16 protein-coding genes are annotated in these 17,244 nt (G+C 59.9%); 9 read left to right on the forward strand and 7 right to left on the reverse strand.

Annotation, left to right across the window (positions count from 1 at the left end; genetic code table 11):
* Positions 1 to 6: 6 nt before the first annotated feature.
* The 4 genes from C5L12_RS04750 to C5L12_RS04765 all read right to left on the reverse strand — a co-directional run bounded on the left by C5L12_RS04750 (position 7) and on the right by C5L12_RS04765 (position 4,460).
* Positions 7 to 954 (reverse strand): ABC transporter permease, encoded by a 948-nt coding sequence (locus tag C5L12_RS04750; RefSeq protein ID WP_105370871.1) that lies wholly within the window; start codon positions 952 to 954, stop codon positions 7 to 9.
* Positions 951 to 1,892: an ABC transporter permease gene (locus C5L12_RS04755; protein ID WP_105370872.1), complete on the reverse strand. Its 942-nt coding sequence runs from the start codon at positions 1,890 to 1,892 to the stop codon at positions 951 to 953. The genes C5L12_RS04750 and C5L12_RS04755 overlap by 4 nt, the downstream gene beginning before the upstream one ends.
* Entirely contained in the window at positions 1,889 to 3,352 is a 1,464-nt protein-coding gene (locus tag C5L12_RS04760; RefSeq protein ID WP_105371045.1) for a sugar ABC transporter ATP-binding protein, read from the reverse strand. The genes C5L12_RS04755 and C5L12_RS04760 overlap by 4 nt, the downstream gene beginning before the upstream one ends.
* Before the next feature lie 91 nt (positions 3,353 to 3,443).
* The gene (locus C5L12_RS04765) at positions 3,444 to 4,460 is read right to left on the reverse strand and encodes an ABC transporter substrate-binding protein (protein ID WP_105370873.1); all 1,017 of its coding nucleotides are present in this window, start codon (positions 4,458 to 4,460) and stop codon (positions 3,444 to 3,446) included.
* Between the two features lie 238 nt (positions 4,461 to 4,698).
* On the opposite strand from C5L12_RS04765, the gene C5L12_RS04770 reads away from it, so the two are divergent.
* Together C5L12_RS04770 and C5L12_RS04775 are read left to right on the forward strand one after the other, a co-directional pair.
* Positions 4,699 to 5,931, forward strand: coding sequence for a GAF domain-containing sensor histidine kinase (locus C5L12_RS04770; protein ID WP_105370874.1), 1,233 nt, complete (start codon positions 4,699 to 4,701; stop codon positions 5,929 to 5,931).
* Between the two features lies 1 nt (position 5,932).
* The gene (locus tag C5L12_RS04775; protein WP_105370875.1) at positions 5,933 to 6,649 is read left to right on the forward strand and encodes a response regulator transcription factor; all 717 of its coding nucleotides are present in this window, start codon (positions 5,933 to 5,935) and stop codon (positions 6,647 to 6,649) included.
* A gap of 53 nt (positions 6,650 to 6,702) precedes the next feature.
* On the opposite strand, the gene C5L12_RS04780 is transcribed toward C5L12_RS04775, so the two are convergent.
* Together C5L12_RS04780 and C5L12_RS04785 are read right to left on the reverse strand one after the other, a co-directional pair.
* Complete coding sequence (locus C5L12_RS04780) at positions 6,703 to 7,725, reverse strand: LLM class flavin-dependent oxidoreductase (RefSeq protein WP_105370876.1); 1,023 nt, start codon at positions 7,723 to 7,725, stop codon at positions 6,703 to 6,705.
* Between the two features lie 147 nt (positions 7,726 to 7,872).
* Complete coding sequence (locus C5L12_RS04785; protein ID WP_105370877.1) at positions 7,873 to 8,535, reverse strand: SGNH/GDSL hydrolase family protein; 663 nt, start codon at positions 8,533 to 8,535, stop codon at positions 7,873 to 7,875.
* A gap of 106 nt (positions 8,536 to 8,641) precedes the next feature.
* On the opposite strand from C5L12_RS04785, the gene C5L12_RS04790 reads away from it, so the two are divergent.
* The 7 genes from C5L12_RS04790 to C5L12_RS04820 are packed head-to-tail and all read left to right on the forward strand — an operon-like array spanning position 8,642 to position 16,151.
* Positions 8,642 to 9,667: a LacI family DNA-binding transcriptional regulator gene (locus C5L12_RS04790; RefSeq protein WP_105370878.1), complete on the forward strand. Its 1,026-nt coding sequence runs from the start codon at positions 8,642 to 8,644 to the stop codon at positions 9,665 to 9,667.
* Positions 9,668 to 9,687: 20 nt separating this feature from the next.
* Complete coding sequence (locus C5L12_RS04795) at positions 9,688 to 11,289, forward strand: FAD-dependent oxidoreductase (RefSeq protein WP_105370879.1); 1,602 nt, start codon at positions 9,688 to 9,690, stop codon at positions 11,287 to 11,289.
* Positions 11,290 to 11,318: 29 nt separating this feature from the next.
* Positions 11,319 to 12,590 (forward strand): ABC transporter substrate-binding protein, encoded by a 1,272-nt coding sequence (locus tag C5L12_RS04800; protein WP_105370880.1) that lies wholly within the window; start codon positions 11,319 to 11,321, stop codon positions 12,588 to 12,590.
* Between the two features lie 11 nt (positions 12,591 to 12,601).
* The gene (locus C5L12_RS04805) at positions 12,602 to 13,534 is read left to right on the forward strand and encodes a carbohydrate ABC transporter permease (RefSeq protein ID WP_105370881.1); all 933 of its coding nucleotides are present in this window, start codon (positions 12,602 to 12,604) and stop codon (positions 13,532 to 13,534) included.
* Complete coding sequence (locus tag C5L12_RS04810; RefSeq protein ID WP_105370882.1) at positions 13,524 to 14,366, forward strand: carbohydrate ABC transporter permease; 843 nt, start codon at positions 13,524 to 13,526, stop codon at positions 14,364 to 14,366. The genes C5L12_RS04805 and C5L12_RS04810 overlap by 11 nt, the downstream gene beginning before the upstream one ends.
* A 14-nt stretch (positions 14,367 to 14,380) precedes the next feature.
* Positions 14,381 to 15,433 (forward strand): ABC transporter ATP-binding protein, encoded by a 1,053-nt coding sequence (locus tag C5L12_RS04815; protein WP_105370883.1) that lies wholly within the window; start codon positions 14,381 to 14,383, stop codon positions 15,431 to 15,433.
* 10 nt (positions 15,434 to 15,443) lie between these two features.
* Positions 15,444 to 16,151, forward strand: coding sequence for a hypothetical protein (locus tag C5L12_RS04820; protein WP_105370884.1), 708 nt, complete (start codon positions 15,444 to 15,446; stop codon positions 16,149 to 16,151).
* A gap of 102 nt (positions 16,152 to 16,253) precedes the next feature.
* On the opposite strand, the gene C5L12_RS04825 is transcribed toward C5L12_RS04820, so the two are convergent.
* A complete protein-coding gene (locus tag C5L12_RS04825) occupies positions 16,254 to 17,222 on the reverse strand; it encodes a Bug family tripartite tricarboxylate transporter substrate binding protein (RefSeq protein ID WP_105370885.1) in 969 nt (322 codons plus the stop codon).
* Positions 17,223 to 17,244: the final 22 nt, after the last annotated feature.

The following is a 17,244-nucleotide window of genomic DNA, read 5'->3' on the forward strand; positions in this document are numbered from 1 at the left end:
TGGGGTTCATCGGGTGGATCGGCGTCCGCCGGCCACGAGGATGACGGCGATGATGATGAGGCCGGTGAGGATGAGACGGAAACCTGCGCCGAAGCCATAGGTATTCAGCATCGATACAACGAGGAACATGAAGAGCGAGGCTCCCCAGATCCCGGGAATATTGGAATTCCCCCCGGCCACCGCGGTTCCGCCGATCACGACGACAGCAATCGACATGAGGAGGTATTCCGTCCCCATATTGAGAGCGGCACCGCCGGAGAAACTGGCAAGCAGATAGCCGCAAAGAGAGGCGAGCACAGCGCAAAGAATGTAGGTTACGAGCCGCGTGCCATCGACCGGAATGCCGGCCATGCGCGCGGCAGGCATGCTCTGACCGACTGCGGAAATCCAGCGCCCGTAAATGGTCTTTTCCAAGAGCAGCCACGCGACGGCCGAGAGGATCAGAGCCACGAGCGCGACATTCGGGATGCCGAAAAGGCTGGATGTGGTAAAGCTTGCAAGCATTTCCGGCGGCTTGATGCGCAGGCCGCGATTGGCCCATATGGCCGTCGACTGGACGATAAAACTCATCGACAGGGTTGCGATGATCGGTGGAATTCTCAAAAGTTTGATCAGCGCGTAATTGCCCAGCCCGATAATGGAGCCAAGTCCGACGGATAGGATGAGACCAACCAGGATCATGCTGTCCTGCACATCCATCAGTTTCAATGCCAGCGTGCCCGAAAGCGTCATCGTGGCCGGCACGGACAGGTCGATATTGCCCGGCCCCAGAGTGATGACGAACATTTGGCCGATGCCGACGACGACGGAGAACGCGGCAAAGGTCAAAGCCGCCTGAGACAATCCGAGCGAGCTGGCTCCACCGGTGAAAAGCACCGTGATGATCCAGACGGCGGCCGTTGCTGCGAAGGACCAGATCCAAGGCTTGGCGAGGAGCAGTCGATGTGCATTCATCGGCTTTTCTCCCGCTTTTCCAACCGGTTCAGGAACAGACGCATCGCCAGAACGATGATCAGGATCGCGCCCTGAGCGCCGATCTGCCAGTCCGGCGAAATCCGCATGAAGGAGAGGAACGAGCCGGCAAGTGCCAGCGTCAACGCGCCGATGACGGCTCCGATCGGCGAAACCTTGCCGCCGACGAATTCGCCGCCGCCGAGGATAACGCCGGCGATGGAAAGCAGCGTGTAGCGAAGCGCGATATTGGCGTCCGCCGAGGTCGTCAGGCCGACGAGCGCAATCCCTGACAGCACCGCGAAGAGGCCTGCGAGTCCATAGGCGGCGGCCCGCACCTTGATGACGGACCAGCCGGCGCGTTCCACCGAGCGGACATTGCCGCCCACCCCGCGGATGAGCACGCCGAAGGACGATCGCATGATGAGGAAATGGGTTATGAGAGCGATCACCACGCTGGCGACGATTGCCATCGGGACGAACGGGGGCTTCGACGTCATCAGCCAGCGTGCCCATCCCGGGGCGGCGCCGCCGGGCGACGGCAAGATTAACACCGCAAGGCCGCCCCAGACGAAGCTCATGCCGAGCGTCACGACGATTGCTGGAAGTTCGCGGACATAGATGATGACGCCGATCGCTGCGTAAGCGGCGATCGCGCCCAAGAATATCAGCATACCGGTTCCCGGTGAGGCCTGCAGGAAGGTGGCTGTGACACAGGCGCAGAAGCTGACGAACGTGCCCATCGACAGATCGAGGTCGTTGACCGCCATGATGAGCATCTGCGCAACCGTCGCGAGCGCAATCGGGACGGCGAGATTGAAGAGCAGGTTGAGCCCGGTATAGCTCATGGCACGCGGCTGCATATAAAACACGGCTGCCAGCAGAACCGACAGCGAGGCCGCCGGGATGATCAGCCGAACGGTGCCAGAGGAAATTTTCATGCCGCTTCTCCAGCGCTGAATGAGGCGGCGAGCACGTTCTTTTCGGTGATCTCGTCACCGGTGAGTTCGGCGACGATCGCTCCCTCGCGAAAGACATAGACCCGGTCGCAAAGGCGAATCTCGTCCATTTCCGTGGAATACCAGATGAAGGTCCGGCCCGAAGCGGCCTCGGAACGAAGAATTTGATAGACCTCCTGCTTGGTCCCGATGTCCACACCACGCATCGGGTCGTCCATCAGCACGGTTCTCGCCGTGGTGGCGAGCGCGCGCGCAAACAGGACTTTCTGCTGATTGCCGCCGGACAGCGACAAGATTCGGTTTTCCAGGTCCGGAGTACGGATCTCGATGCGGTTCTTCCAGCCGAGGCCCAGTCTGCTTTCGCGCGCATTGTCGATGAGCATGCGTGAGGAAAGATCCTGCAGGGAAGCGATGCTGAGGTTCTTCAGGATGCTCCAGAGCGGGAAGGTACCGTTGAGGCCGCGGTCTCCCGCGACGAAGGCAAGTTCGCCCCCGCGCCCCGGCCACCAATTGCTGTTGCGTGAGAGGTAGAGGTCGAGAAGTGCTTCGGTCTGACCATGGCCGCCAAGGCCTGCGAGTCCCACGATTTCGCCGCGATGGGCCTCAAAGGCGAGCCCGCGTCCACGCCGGGGCGGCATCGAAAGTACAGGCGAACCCGACCTTGCGGCGGCCGAGCGCAGGTATTCCTGTTCGCGCACGACATTGCCCATGGCTTCGACAAGGCTCCGGGAATTCATTTCCGAGGCCTGACGATCAGCGACAACGCGACCGTCCTTCATCACCACGATACGATCTGCGGTCGACAGGATTTCACCAAGAATGTGCGAGATCAGCAAAACCGCGCCGCCGCCTGCAACAAAACGTCGAATATAGGCCATCATCTGCGCGGCAAGCCCTGCGTCCAGCGAGGACGTTGGCTCATCCAGAATGACTAGTTTCGGCGGAGCGCCAAGCCCCGCAAAGCTGATGGCAATTTCAACCATCTGGCGTTCGGCAATCGAAAGATCGTCCACGGTGCTGTCGCAATCGATCAGATGGCCGGGAAAGATGTCCTGAAGCTGCCTTTTTACGAGTGCCAAGGCGCGGCTGCGCCAATCCCAGCCTTTCAGGTCTGGATGCATGATCCTGACGTTTTCGTTGACGGTGAGGTTGGGGCAGAGCGAAAGTTCCTGGAAGACGCACCGCACGCCATTGGCCCGCGCCGCCGAAATTCCGTGCGCGCCGGTTTTGCCGCCATAGCTAACGACGCCTTCCTGAGGCGAGAGGCCGCCATTGATGACGTTGACGATGGTCGATTTGCCGGCCCCGTTATGGCCGACGAGACCGACGCATTCGCCGGCCTGGATAACAAGATCGACGCCGTCGAGCGCTTTGACGGCACCGAAGGCGACCTTGATGCCGCGGGCGGCTACCACCTCGTTTTTCATTGGGTCTGCAGTCATGAAGGCTCGTGTTTGTGGCGCGGCCGAGAGGCCGCCGAGATAGGATTGGCGGAGCGGATGGCCCGCCAACCGTATCGGCTCTCTCTAACCGTCACTTCGCGGCGCTGATCACCTTCTGGGCGTCCTCAAGCGAATATTCGACATTCGCTACACCGCCCTTCTGGGTTTTGGAAAGGTTCGCCTCGAGGTTATCCTGGTCGATGCGCAGGAAGGGCACGACGAGGTCCTTTTTGACGTCCTTGCCGTCGAGGATCTGCTGGGCGACCCAGAAAGCCAGGGTCGAGACGCCGGGGGCGATCGAGACGGACATCGTCTCGTAGCTGTTCTTGTCCTTCTGTTGTTTCCACCAGACAAGTTCGTCCTCGCGGTTCCCCATGACAATCGTTGGGGTCGGCCGCTTGGCCGCCGCAAAGGCTTGGGCGGCGCCATAGCCGTCCCCGCCCTGGGTCACGACAGCGGCGATTTCCGGAAGGCTCGGGAGGATGCCGGCAACGGCGCGTTGAGCCACATCCTGAGCCCAGTCGCCATTAACGGATCCGACGATCTTGAACTGCGGATTTTTCTGGACGCCAGCTTGAATGCCCGCGTGAATTTCATCGTCGACCGAAACCCCCGCAAGACCCCTGATCTCCAGCAGGTTTCCACCCTTCGGCAGTTTTTTCGCAAGGTATTCGACCTGGCTTTCGCCCATCGCCTTGAAATCTACCGCAATCCGCCAGGCGCAAGGCTCGGTGACGATGCCATCGAAGGAAACGACGGTGATACCTGCGTCGCAGGCTTCCTTGATCGCGCCATTCAGAGCGGTCGGGGAGGCCGCGTTCACGACGATGGCGTCATAGCCCTGCAGGATGAGGTTCTGGATCTGCGCAGCCTGTTCGGTTGCCTGGTTTTCAGCTGTCGTGAAAGGATCGGCTGCTGCGACGATACCTTTGGCAACGGCCTCCTTGGTGATCTTGTCCCAGCTCGTCAGCATGGCTTGCCGCCATGAGTTGCCGGCATAGTTGTTAGACAGTGCAATCTTTTTGCCGGCGGTGTCTGCGACCGCGGAAAGTGGGATTGCGATGCAGGCTGTGGCGACAGATGCAAACAGCATCTTCCTGATGATCATGATTTCCTCCCTAGTCCCGACGGGCTCATCTCCGGCCGCTCCTCAACGGTTTGCGGAGATAGTGAAAGCGCTGAGGCCCGGTTGCTCAGTAGATCGAGAATGAGGAAAAATACCGGTGTTGTACAGGCGCATCCAAGCAATCTGTTTGCGGATATTCGCGCAAAATATGCGGGTTTCCGCAGGACAAAGGTGTAAAGCAGGCGCTTAATTGCAAAAGGACTTGGGAGGAGGTCCAGGCATGCTCAATCCGGCGCGAGAATCGCTGTTCGACCGTTATCTCGGGATTTCGCGGCTGCTCGCGGGCCAGCTCGATTTTCATTCCATCATCCAGGCCGTGGCTGCCGAGATCAGCCACATCATCCCGCACGACCATCTCGATGTGTGCATCAAGATGGTCGACGGCAAATATCACATTGCCTATGAAAGCGGTCTTGAAACCGCCTGGAGCAAACACCCGCCGGCTCTCTTGACCGGCAGCCCGATACGCAGCCTTCTATCGGGCGAGGTGGATTTTCTTCTTTCGCCGGATGCCTGCACAGATCCGAGATTTCATTTTGAGGGTGCCTTTTCGAGCCCGATCGTCGAACTGTCGCTGCGCAGCCGACTGCACGTGCCTCTCAAGGTGCAGGGAGATATTATCGGCGCACTGAGCTGCTCCAGCCATTCCCATGACTGTTACACCATGGAGGATGTCGAGAACGCCCGCTCGATTGCCGACTTGCTGGCCCCCTATTTCTTTGCGCTGCGGGCCGCCGAGCAAGCGAAACGCTCGGCCATCGTGGAGGCTGAAGCCCGGGCTCGCGAGGAGGGGCTGAGACTCGGTGCGTTGAAGCTTACCGAGGCCTTGGAGGCGGAGCGGCAGCGCATCGGCATGGACCTGCACGACCAGACGCTCGCCGACCTGACGCGGCTTGCCCGACGCATGGAACGGCTGAGCGGGCAGGCAGAGCTGCCCGGGGAAAGTTTGGAGCCCCTGTCTCGAGCGCTGCAGCAGTGCATGCATGATCTGCGACAAATTATCGAAGAGGCAAAACCCACGGTTCTGCAGCTCTTCGGCGTCGCGGAAGCGATCGAAAACCATCTCGATCGTTCGGCGCGAGAAAGCGGCCTGTCGATCCAATGGCGGATGGTGGACGAAAGCAATGGTGCGCTCGACGCCCTGGGCCAAACGGTGGCGACGGCGCTGTTTCGTATCGTGCAGGAGGCCGTCAATAATGCCATCCGCCATGCCCAGCCGGAGGTCATCCTCGTGCATATAAGAAATCTGAACGGCACTTTGTCCATCGAGGTTATCGATGACGGTAGCGGCTTGATGTCCTCCCGCAATCCGGGTGGCCACGGAATTGACAATATGAAGACGCGCGCCCGTCTCATCGCTGCAAGATTTGAGATCGGTCAGAACGACTCAGGCCCCGGCACCTTCGTGAAGGTCCAATTGCCTCTCGGCCGCAAACGAATACGGGATCATTAAAATGAGGGTTTTGATCGTTGAAGACGACCCGTTGCACCGTTCTTATCTGCATGAAGCGGTTCGTGCGGCGCTGCCGGAATGCGACATGGTCGTCGAGGCGGAAAGCGGCCAAAGCGGTGAGATTGAAGCTCGCAAGGCGCGCGTGGAACATGTCGTCATGGATCTGCAGATGAGCGAGCGCAACGGGATCGAAGCTGCCCGCACCATCTGGCGCGAAAGACCCGACACCAAAATTCTCTTCTGGTCCAATTATTCGGATGAAGCCTATGTACGCGGCGTCTCGCGGATCGTACCGGAAGGGGCGACTTACGGTTATGTGCTGAAATCGGCCTCGGATGAACGGCTAAAACTGGCGCTTCGAAGCGTGTTTGTCGAATCCCAATGTGTCATCGACCGCGAAGTGAGGGGCATCCAGCAAAAGAGCCTGGGCAATGCTCACGGACTGACGGATGCGGAATACGAGATTCTGGTGGATGTGGCACTCGGCCTGACCGACAAGGCGATCGCCCAACGCAAGAGACTTTCATTGCGTAGCGTCCAGAACAGGCTACAGCAGCTTTACGAAAAGCTCGAAGTCTATGATCTGCCGGACGATGGCATGGAAGGCTGGTACAATCTGCGCATGCGTGCCGTCGCAGTTGCGCTACTCCGCAAAGTCCTGAATTCCAGTGCGTTGGAACGCGCCGAACGGGAGCTCCACGACCGCAGCGGCTCCTGACTCGGCTGCGGCCTTGTCTTTCACGACGACGGTCGTGGACTAGAAGCCGATGCCTATCGCCATCCCAGCGCCGGGGCCACGTGCGAGAGAATAGCTTCGATCACGTGGGCGTTGTAGTCGACGCCGAGCTGATTGGGCACGGTCAACAACAGCGTGTCGGCTTCCGCAATCGCCTCGTCCCTCGCCAGTTGCTCGATCAGAACCTCCGGTTCGGCGGCGTAGCTGCGACCGAAAATCGCCCGGGTCTTCTCGTCGATGAAGCCGATCTGATCCTGGCCGTCGTCTCCATGGCCGAAATAGGCGCGGTCGCGATCGTCCACCAGCGCGAAAATGCTGCGGCTGACTGATACCCGCGGCTCGCGCTCATGACCGGCGGCTTTCCATGCCTCCCGGAAGACGCGGATTTGAGCGGCTTGCTGGATATGAAAGGGCTCCCCCGTCTCGTCGTTCTTGAGTGTCGAGCTCTGAAGGTTCATCCCCAGCTCTGCCGCCCATTGAGCCGTCGCATTGGAACTTGCGCCCCACCAGATACGCTCGCGCAATCCCTCGGAATGCGGCTCCAAGCGTAGCGGGCCTGGAGGATTGGGGAACATCGGCCGCGGATTGGGCTTGGCAAAACCTTCGCCGCGCAGAACGTCGAGGAATACTTGCGTATGATGCCTCGCCATCTCCGCGTCGGTCTGTCCCTCGGGCGGCACATAACCGAAATAACGCCAACCATCGATCACCTGCTCCGGCGAACCGCGGCTGATGCCAAGTTGCAAGCGGCCGCCGGCGATGATGTCGGCGGCACCTGCGTCTTCAGCCATGTAGAGGGGATTTTCATAACGCATGTCGATCACCGCGGTGCCGATCTCGATACGACTGGTTTTGGCACCGACGGCCGCCAGCAAAGGGAAAGGCGAGGCGAGCTGGCGCGCAAAATGATGAACGCGGAAATAGGCTCCGTCGGCCCCCAGTTCCTCCGCGGCAACCGCCAGATCAATGGACTGCAAGAGTGCGTCGCTGGCGGAGCGCGTTTGTGATTGGGGCGACGGCGTCCAATGGCCGAAGGACAGAAAACCGATCTTTTTCATGACGAGTTTGCCTTACCTGACGATGAGTCATGCCTTATGACACAGAATGATCACCAAGGCAGGGGCAAAACATTTGTGTGCGCGGGCCATCCTGCACTTTGAGACGGCGACACAGACACCGATGTTGGAGCCACGCTGTCTGGAGACCTATGGACGATCCGCACCTATAAAAGCGCCAGAAATCGCGCGATGTCCGGCATCGCTCGGATGGACTAGATCGGCGGAGGCCAAGGCGCCGTCGCCGTAAGCTTTCATGGTCTCGTAAACAGGCGCATAAAAAAGTGAGAAGCGTCGTGCCAGCATGAGCACCGCTTCGGCATAACTTCCGAAACCGATCCGCGTCTGGCCCGTGAATCCGGCGCTGCCAACCGCAAACCCAGCATCAGGAATGTAGGGCGGGCTGCCGATTGCGAGCCGATCTCCGTGGCCGGCTCTGATCAATTCTTCCAGCATCCATGCATAGTCGCGCGTGAAGTTCTGGACATTCATGGTGTCGGGCGCCGCCGTATAACGGGCGTCGTTATAGCCATAGAGAATCAGGATCGCGTCGCGGTGGCGGGCATCCAGGAGCGCGTATTCGAAACGGCCGATGCCGTTGTCCGGCCGTGCTTTGCCATCCGCGAGGCGTGCTCCCTGCAGCACCGTGCCGGGGATCGCGCAATTGCGGATGGGGAGGCTGCCGACCTCGGCTGCGAACAGAGCCGGCCAGGCACGATTCGGCCGACTGGCGTTGAAGCCGGCGGTGATGCTGTCGCCGAACACGCGGATGCCGGAAATTCCCAGCGATTTCAAATGTTCTCCAAACCTCATCAGTCTTCCTTCATTTTCCCGCTTGACAGTCGGTCGTTTAATTTTGTTTATACGTATTAGCTGCTAATACGCATTAGCAGTCAAGAGGAGCTTGGGAGGATGATGCGTGGCGGGCACTAAGCGCTTGACCCAGCGCGATATTGCGAAACTGGCCGGTGTGAGCCAGGCGACCGTTTCGCTTGTCCTCAATGGTGCTCCCACGGCCTTGGCGCGTATCCCGCAGGAAACCCGCGAGCGCGTTCAGCACGTTATCCGGACGACCGGCTACGTGGCTGATCCGATTGCCCGACGCATGGCCAAGGGCCTCAACCGTATCCTCGGCGTCTTCACCTATGAGCCGGCTTTTCCGAGCGAGCAGGCGGACTTTTTCACGCCTTTTCTGCTCGGCATCGAGGAAGAGGCGCAGGCGCAGAATTACGACCTTCTGCTTTTAACCGGTGCAGGCGTCGGGCGGGAACGCAAAATCTTTGCCGATGGCAACCGGCTTCGGATCGCTGACGGTTGCCTCGTGCTCGGCCGCGAGTTCGATCGGGCTGAGTTGAGGCGGCTGGTGCTGGGTGACTACCCCTTTGTGGCTATCGGCCGACGTGAGGACGCTGGCGGACCCGTTCCTTATGTCGGCGGCGATTACGCGAACGGCACCCGTGCATTGGTCGAAAAGGCGAGAGCGCTCGGGCACGAGAAACTCGCCTATGTCGGCCCGAGCGGCTCGGCGGAATCGATCGTCGACCGCTGGCGCGGTTTTTCCGAAGTGATCGCTGAAGGCGCCGAACTGGTCCTGCACGTGAACGAGGTCGGCCGACCTGCTGGTGAAGCGCTGGATGCGATCGTCGCAAGTGGTGCGACCGCGGTCTTCTTCGTCGAACTGGCTGATGCGGTGCGTGTCGAGGCGGCGGCGAGGGCGAGAGGGCTTTCCGTGCCTGAGGACTTCTCAGCCATCGTGCTCGGCAGCCACGTGCGTGCAGAACGCAGCCATATGCAGTTTACCGCCTTCGACATTCCCCGCGAGGAAATGGGGCGACAGGCTACGGCGATGCTGGTGCGTCGCATCGAGGGTGCGGCCCCGATCGAACAAATTCTTCTGACTTGTGAACCGGTCGAGGGGCAAACCCTCGCGAACAAACGGACGTGATTGAAATGCCTGCAAAAGAGATGCGTGCGGATATTCTGGTGGTCGGCGGCGGCCTCGGCGGCGTGGCGGCGGCCATCGGTGCTTGCCGGGCGGGCAAAAGTGTCATCATGACCGAGGAATTCGATTGGATCGGCGGCCAGTTGACGAGCCAGGCAGTTCCCTCCGACGAACATACCTGGGTCGAGCAATTCGGCATCACACGCTCCTACCGCAAGCTGCGCAACGGCATCCGCCAGTATTACCGCGACAACTACCCGCTGACCGAAGGCGCTCGCGCCTGGGGTGATCTCAATCCGGGTGGCGGGTGGGTCAGCCGTATCTGCGCCGAGCCGCGTGTCAGCCTTGCGGTGATGGAAGCGATGCTGATGCCCTATCGCGGTGCCGGCCGCCTCAAGGTGCTGCAGCCCTTTCGTCCGGTCGCGGCGGATGTAGAGGGCGACATCATTCGCTCGGTCGCCGTCCGTCATCGCGATACGGGTTGGGAGATCGTCATCTTCGCAGATTATGTGCTCGACGCGACCGAACTCGGCGACCTGCTGCCGATGACCGGTACGGAATATGTGAAGGGTTTCGAGGCGCAGTCGGATACCGGCGAGCCGAGCGCACCTTCCGAAGCGCAGCCGAACAATGTCCAGGCCGTTTCCGTTTGTTTCGCGGTCGATTGTGTCGATGGCGACCAGACGATCGACAAGCCGGAGAACTACGACTACTGGCGCAAGTATGAGCCGCATTTCTGGGGCGGGCCGCTACTCGGCTTCACCGCACCGCATCCGCGCACGCTGGAATTCACCACCCGCTCATTCACGCCGAATGTCGACGACGATCCATTGGCTGTCGATGCCGACCAGCGAAAGGGTGGTGGCGATGAGAACCTCTGGCTCTTCCGTCGCATCGCGGCGCGGCGCAATTTTACGCCTGGTTTTTATCAGTCCGACATTTGCTTCGTAAACTGGCCGATGATCGACTACATGGACGGTACGATCATTGACGTCTCGGAAGAGGAAAAGGTGCGCCACCTCAAAGGCGCTGCGGACCTTTCCTATTCGGTCTTCTACTGGCTGCAGACGGAAGCACCGCGTATTGACGGCGGGCAGGGCTATCGCGGCCTTCGTCTGCGCGGCGACATCACCGGCACCGAGCACGGTCTCGCCATGGCGCCCTATATCCGTGAAAGTCGCCGCATCAAGCCGGTCACTCGCATTGTCGAACAGGATCTTTCCCATGCGGTACGCGGCGACAAGGGCGCGGTAAACTATCGCGACAGCGTCGGTATCGGCATGTACCGCATCGACCTACACCCCTCGACCGGTGGCGACAACTATATCGACGTGCCGTCCTGCCCGTTCGAGATCCCCCTTGGGAGCCTGCTGCCGCAGCGGATGAAGAATCTCATCGCGGCCTGCAAGAATATAGGCACTACCCATATCACCAATGGCTGCTACCGCCTGCATCCGGTCGAATGGAACATCGGCGAAGCGGCGGGCATGCTCGCCGCCTATTGCCTCGAAAAGGGGCTGAAGCCGCATCAGGTGCAGGCAAACGACGAGCATCTGCAGGATCTTCAGCGAGTGCTCATCCGCGAGGGCATTGAAATACGCTGGCCTGATATCTCGGCTTATTGATCGAACCCATCTTTGGAGGAGGAACGGGAATGAACTATCATAGGGCACTGAAATCGGCGGTCGCGGCATTGGCGCTTGCTATGCCGCTCGGCTGGAGCTGCACTGCCACTGCGCAGGATGCGGTCAATCTGCGCATGACCATCTGGAGCGCCAACGAGGCCCATCTGAAGCTGTTCAATGAGATCGCCGCAGGTTTCGAGAAGGATCATCCTAATGTCACGGTGACATACGAGTCGCTGCCGTTCGATACCTATACGACCGCGCTGACCACCCAGATCGCTGGCGGCAACGCGCCGGACATGGCCTGGATCTTCGAGACCGCAGCCTACGACTTTGTCAATTCCGGTGCGCTTTTCCCGCTGAGCGATACCCTTAAGGCAACCAAGGGCTACAATCTCGAAGAGCTGAGTGCGAGCGCCGCCGAACGCTGGTCGAAGGATGGCAAACTCTATGCCTATCCGTTCTCGACGTCGCCGTTCGCGATGTTCGTCAACAACGATCTCATCAAGGCTTCAGGCGCCAAGCCCCCAGCCGAATTGATTGCTGCCGATCAGTGGAGCTGGGACAATGCCATCGCGACGGCTTCGGCAGTGGGTCAAACGGGCAAGGGTGGGCTGATCGTCCGCGATTTCAACTACCAGATCTGGCAGAATCTCGCCTCGGTCTGGAACGGCTGGGGCGCTTCGCCCTGGAGCGCCGACGGCAAGGCATGCACTATGGCCGAAAAGCCGATGGTCGATGCGCTAACCTTCATCCATGACGCGATCTTCAAGAAGAAGGCGATCCCGGGTCCCGGAGAAAACGTCGATTTCTTCGCCGGCAATGCGGCAATGACGATTACCCAGATCAGCCGCGCCTCGTTGCTGCCGAAGGAAAACCCCTTTGCCTGGGATCTCGTACCGCTGCCGAAGGGGCCAGCCGGCAACTACGCGCTGATCGGCCAGGCCGGCCTCGGCGTCATGCAGACGGGCAAGAACGCCAAAACCGCTGCCGAATTTGTCGCGTATATGACGAATCCGGAGAACTCGGCCAAGCTCAGCCAGTTCTTCCCCTCGGCCCGCAAGTCGCTGCTGAATGCCGAAGTGCTGAAAAAGACCAACCCGCTCTTGAGCCAGGAGCAAATCGACAAGGTCGTGATCTCAGGCATCGCTACGGGCAAGGTCATCCCGGGTCATACGGGTTTTGCGCAGATCCAGCAGGCGGTGCGCTCTGGCCTCGATGCGATTTGGCGTCCGGATGCGGATATCCCGGGCACGCTCCTAAAGATCTGCGGTCAGATCGGCCCGCTCCTGAAACGCTAAGGAAGCATAAGATGGCTGTCGCGCAGGATCACGCAAGTCCGGAAGGACGCTCCTCATCGCCGTTCTGGACGATTGCCCGGCGCGACAGCCTCGCCGGTTTCCTCTTCATCGCCCCGCAGTTGGTCGGCATCATCGTCTTCGTGCTGATCCCACTCGGGCTCGTGTTCTGGTATTCCCTGCACGAATGGAATGTGCTTGCCAATACTTTTACCTATACAGGCGCACAGAACTATCAAATGCTGATCGAGGATAGCAATCTCCTCGAAGTACTCGGTGCGACAGCCGTCTTTTCCGCGGGCCTGGTCGTCTTCAATCTGTCGCTGGCGCTGCTTTTGGCGATTCTGCTTAACCAGAGGCTCGCCGGAATAACCATCTTCCGCACCCTGTTCTTTTCGCCGGTCGTAGTATCGCTCGTCGCCTGGACGATCGTCTGGGGATTTCTTCTTCAAAAAAACGGCGGCATCAACGGCATGCTGCAGGTCTTAGGCATCGAGGGGCCGAACTGGCTGCGCGAAGAGACGACAGCGATGATCTCGGTGATCGTCGTACAGGTCTTCAAGAATGTCGGGCTCAATATGATCCTGTTCCTCGCAGCACTCCAGGGCGTGCCGAATGAACTTTATGAAGCCGCACGTGTCGACGGGGCGCCGCGTTTCAAGCAGTTCCGCCGCATCACGCTGCCGTTGATCAGCCCGACCATCCTTTTGACCTCGATCATCACGATCGTCGGGTCGCTGCAGGTCTTCGCGCAGATTGCGGTTCTGACCCAGGGCGGGCCTGGTCTGTCGACGACCGTGCTCGTCTATTATCTCTACCAGCAGGCCTTCCAGTTCCATTTCTTTGGCTACGGCTCGACGCTGTCGATCCTGCTTTTCCTGATCGTCGCCGTGCTGACCTTCGCCCAGTGGCAGATGCGCAAGAGGATCGTCTTTTATGAAAGCTGAACTCTCCCCGCGCCTGAAAACCTTTCTCTATGGGCTGATGTGTGTGCTTCTCATTCCCTTCGTCTTTCCAACCTGGTGGATGGCGACGTCCTCGGTAAAGCCGATTAGCGACATCTTCGCCTTTCCGCCGCAGCTCATTCCTGAGAGCTATGACTGGACGACCTATTCCAAGGTCTTCGAGTTGCAGCCATTCGTGCAGCAATACTGGAATTCCGCCTATATCGCAGCGGTCGTGACGATCGGGACGATGGCCGTCTCGTCGATGGCTGGTTACGCGTTTGCCCGTATCCGCTTTCCATTCGCGAATACGATCTTCATGATCGTGCTGCTCGGCCTGCTTATCCCCTCGGAGGTGACGATCGTGCCTCTCTTCCGGATGTTCCTGAAAGCCGGCATGGTGAACACCCATTGGCCGCTGATCCTGGTGCCGATTTTCGGAGCGCCAAGCGTCTTCGCCACCTTCGTCATGCGACAGTTTTTCGTGACCTTGCCGGCAGAGCTCGAAGAGGCGGCACGCGTCGATGGCCTTGGCCGCTTTAAAATATTCCGCATGATCGCGCTTCCGCTCGCCAAGCCGGCACTGGCGTCAGTCGCGATCTTTACCTTCCTGCATTCCTGGAACCTGTTTCTCGAACCGATCGTGTTCTTGTCGAGCGCGGAAAAGTTCACGCTGCCGCAGGCGCTGACCCAATACACCGACGCTTACGGCGGCCCGATGTGGAATATCCAGCTCGCCGCCGCAACGCTGACGGCGCTTCCCGTCCTCATTGTCTTCATCATCGCGCAGAAGCAATTCGTCGAAGGGCTCGCGCATACCGGTCTCAAGGGCTGAAAATCGGATTTCCTATGGCTGAAGTTACCCTTTCTGATGTCCGCAAGAGTTATGGCGCCGTCGATATCATCCATGGTGTCGATCTCGGCATCAACGACGGCGAATTCGTCGTGCTGGTCGGGCCGTCCGGCTGCGGCAAGTCCACGCTGCTCAGGATGATAGCGGGGCTCGAGACGATCTCCGGCGGCGAGGTGAAGATCGGCGGGCGGGTGGTGAACGATCTAGACCCGAAGGACCGCGACATCGCCATGGTCTTCCAGAACTATGCGCTTTATCCGCATATGACGGTTGCGACCAATATGGGTTTCTCGCTGGAGCACCGCGGAGGCGGCAAGGCGGAGATCGCCGAACGGGTCAAATGGGCGGCTGATATTCTCGGTCTCGCGCCGCTGCTCGACCGTTACCCTCGCCAGCTCTCCGGGGGGCAGCGGCAGCGCGTCGCTATGGGCCGGGCGATCGTTCGCAACCCGCAAGTGTTTCTCTTCGACGAGCCTCTGTCGAATCTCGATGCGAAGCTGCGTGTCGTCATGCGGGGCGAGATCAAGAGCCTGCACCAGAAGCTTAGGACGACTACTGTGTATGTTACTCACGATCAGGTTGAAGCCATGACCATGGCCGACAAGATCGTGGTGCTGAACGGTGGCCGGGTGGAGCAGATTGGCGCGCCGCTCGATCTCTACGACCGACCCGCCAACCAGTTCGTGGCAGGGTTCATCGGTTCGCCGGCCATGAATTTCCTGACCGGCATGATCACCGCGGAAGGATTTGCTGCGCCTGGTATCCTGTTGCCGCTGCCGGAATCGGCACATAAATTCCGTGCTCGCAAGGCGATCTATGGTATCCGGCCGGAGCACTTCGTCCTCGATAGCAGTGGGGTGCCGGCCGAAATTGTGCTCGTCGAGCCGATGGGCTCGGAGACTCAGGTGACGATGAAGCTCGGCGAAACGCAGATCACGGGCGTTTTTCGCGAGCGCGTCTCGCTCTCTCCAGGCGCGACGATCCGTGTTCGTCCGGATATCAATACCGCCCACCTCTTCGCGGCCGATGATGGGCAGCGTTTGAACTGAGGTCTTATCCATGCCAATCTATCCGGAAACCAGACTTACCAGGGCGCTGCGCGGTGGGGAATTTCCCGTCATCGTCTCGCTCGCCCGCCACGATCTCGATCTTGCGAAAGCCGCGATCGGGGCAGGGGCGTTCGCGATCAAGGTCCACCTCAACGCCTATCATCGCGCCTCGGGCACGACCTTCGGAAGCTTTGCCGAGGAGCGGCCCTTCTACGAAAAACTTGCGACACTTGGCGTGCCGTTACTGGTCATGGCTGGACAGGAGAAGGTGCCGAGCCCTGAAGAAATGGATGCGCTTGCCGATCTCGGTTTCGAGGGTTTCAATATCTATTTCAGTGACATGCAGCCGCATCTCCTGCAAACCAGGCTCAGGCCGATGCCGGCTCTCGGTGAAAAGGGCACGGATGAGGAATTGGCAAAGATCATCGCCATTCCGGGGGTGATGATGGAGGCGTCTGTCGCTGCCTTCGCAGACTATGGCAAACCGCTGAATGAGACCGATCTTGCCCGCTACAGGGACATCACCAGCAAGGCTGGCATCCCGGTCATCGCGCCGAGCCAGAAGCGGTTCGTCGGGGACGACATACCGAAGCTGAAAGCCGCTGGCATCGCTGCGCCGCTGCTCGGCTTCATCGTGACCGGCACGACGACGGAAAGCATGGAAGCCGCCGTTGTTCCGATCGCAGAGAGCGCAAGAGCGTCGGCCCCGCTTGTCTAGCGTCTACCAGCTTGATGAAACGGCCCTGCAGTTCTATCCGTTCAGGGCGGCTTCCTTATGAAACATGGCCGCCGAAGAGACCTCGGCGGCCATTTTCACGGATCATTCCGCGCTGATATTGCCTTTCTCGATGACGTCCTTCCAGCGCGTCATCTCCTTGCCGAGATAGGTGGCGAACTCTTCATTGGAGTTCGCCACGACCTCGAAGCCCAGCTTGCTGAACTTGGCGACCACCTCGGGGTCTTTGAGCGAGGCCTGGATCGCCTGATTGAGTTTCGCCTTGACGTCGGCCGGTAGACCCTTGGGCGCGGCAACACCCTGCCAGGCGTTGACCACGACATTGCCGTAGCCGAGTTCGGTGAGCGTGGGCACGTTCGATAACAGCGGATGGCGCTTCTCGCCGGTCTGTGCGAGCGCCTTCATCTGCCCCGCCTGCACGAAGTTCATGATGGCGCCGAGGTTCTGGAACGACACGTCCACATGGCCGCCGACGAGATCGGCCTGTGCGGCGGAACCTCCCTTATAGGGCACATGCACACCTTTGGTGCCGGTCGCCTGCCAGAAGAGGGCTGCGGTCAGGTGGTCGGAGGAGCCGGTGCCGGAATTTGCGAAGGTGACGCTCTCCGGCTTTTCCTTCATGGCGGAGATCAGTTCCTGCACGCTGTTTGCCGTGAATTTCGGCGTCGCGACAAGCACATTGGGCGTGCTCACGGCGACGGTCAGGAGATCGAAGTCCTTCATCGGATCGTAGGAGAGCTTCTTCTGCAGATAGGGATTGGTGGCAAAGGTGCCGAGCGAGGCGACCAGCAACGTTTGGCCGTTGGCTTCGGCATCGGCGACCAGGCCGGCCCCGATCGCACCGGTGGCGCCCGGCTTGTTTTCCACGACAATGTTTGCGCCCAATACTTTTGACATCTGCGGCTCCATGAGCCGCGCAGTCGTGTCGGTCGCGCCGCCTGGCGGGAAGGGTACGACAATAGTGATCGGGCCATCCGGGAAGGCTTTGGCAACGCCCGCCGCAAAGGCGATGCCAAGGCCGAGTGAAATGGCGATCAGGTTTTTTGCTTTCATAGGTTCATCCTCCTCAATGATC

Origin of the sequence: Neorhizobium huautlense (genome assembly GCF_002968575.1) — a bacterium.
Classification (GTDB): domain Bacteria; phylum Pseudomonadota; class Alphaproteobacteria; order Rhizobiales; family Rhizobiaceae; genus Neorhizobium; species Neorhizobium huautlense.

What these genes read in the sequence shown, in the direction of transcription:
- C5L12_RS04765 (WP_105370873.1), bottom strand. Translation starts at nt 4,460, where the DNA reads ATGATCATCAGGAAGATGCTGTTTGCATCTGTCGCCACAGCCTGCATC.
- C5L12_RS04775 (WP_105370875.1), top strand. Translation starts at nt 5,933, where the DNA reads ATGAGGGTTTTGATCGTTGAAGACGACCCGTTGCACCGTTCTTATCTG.
- C5L12_RS04805 (WP_105370881.1), top strand. Translation starts at nt 12,602, where the DNA reads ATGGCTGTCGCGCAGGATCACGCAAGTCCGGAAGGACGCTCCTCATCG.
- C5L12_RS04770 (WP_105370874.1), top strand. Translation starts at nt 4,699, where the DNA reads ATGCTCAATCCGGCGCGAGAATCGCTGTTCGACCGTTATCTCGGGATT.
- C5L12_RS04750 (WP_105370871.1), bottom strand. Translation starts at nt 954, where the DNA reads ATGAATGCACATCGACTGCTCCTCGCCAAGCCTTGGATCTGGTCCTTC.
- C5L12_RS04800 (WP_105370880.1), top strand. Translation starts at nt 11,319, where the DNA reads ATGAACTATCATAGGGCACTGAAATCGGCGGTCGCGGCATTGGCGCTT.
- C5L12_RS04820 (WP_105370884.1), top strand. Translation starts at nt 15,444, where the DNA reads ATGCCAATCTATCCGGAAACCAGACTTACCAGGGCGCTGCGCGGTGGG.
- C5L12_RS04815 (WP_105370883.1), top strand. Translation starts at nt 14,381, where the DNA reads ATGGCTGAAGTTACCCTTTCTGATGTCCGCAAGAGTTATGGCGCCGTC.
- C5L12_RS04795 (WP_105370879.1), top strand. Translation starts at nt 9,688, where the DNA reads ATGCGTGCGGATATTCTGGTGGTCGGCGGCGGCCTCGGCGGCGTGGCG.
- C5L12_RS04780 (WP_105370876.1), bottom strand. Translation starts at nt 7,725, where the DNA reads ATGAAAAAGATCGGTTTTCTGTCCTTCGGCCATTGGACGCCGTCGCCC.
- C5L12_RS04810 (WP_105370882.1), top strand. Translation starts at nt 13,524, where the DNA reads ATGAAAGCTGAACTCTCCCCGCGCCTGAAAACCTTTCTCTATGGGCTG.
- C5L12_RS04785 (WP_105370877.1), bottom strand. Translation starts at nt 8,535, where the DNA reads ATGAGGTTTGGAGAACATTTGAAATCGCTGGGAATTTCCGGCATCCGC.
- C5L12_RS04755 (WP_105370872.1), bottom strand. Translation starts at nt 1,892, where the DNA reads ATGAAAATTTCCTCTGGCACCGTTCGGCTGATCATCCCGGCGGCCTCG.
- C5L12_RS04760 (WP_105371045.1), bottom strand. Translation starts at nt 3,352, where the DNA reads ATGACTGCAGACCCAATGAAAAACGAGGTGGTAGCCGCCCGCGGCATC.
- C5L12_RS04825 (WP_105370885.1), bottom strand. Translation starts at nt 17,222, where the DNA reads ATGAAAGCAAAAAACCTGATCGCCATTTCACTCGGCCTTGGCATCGCC.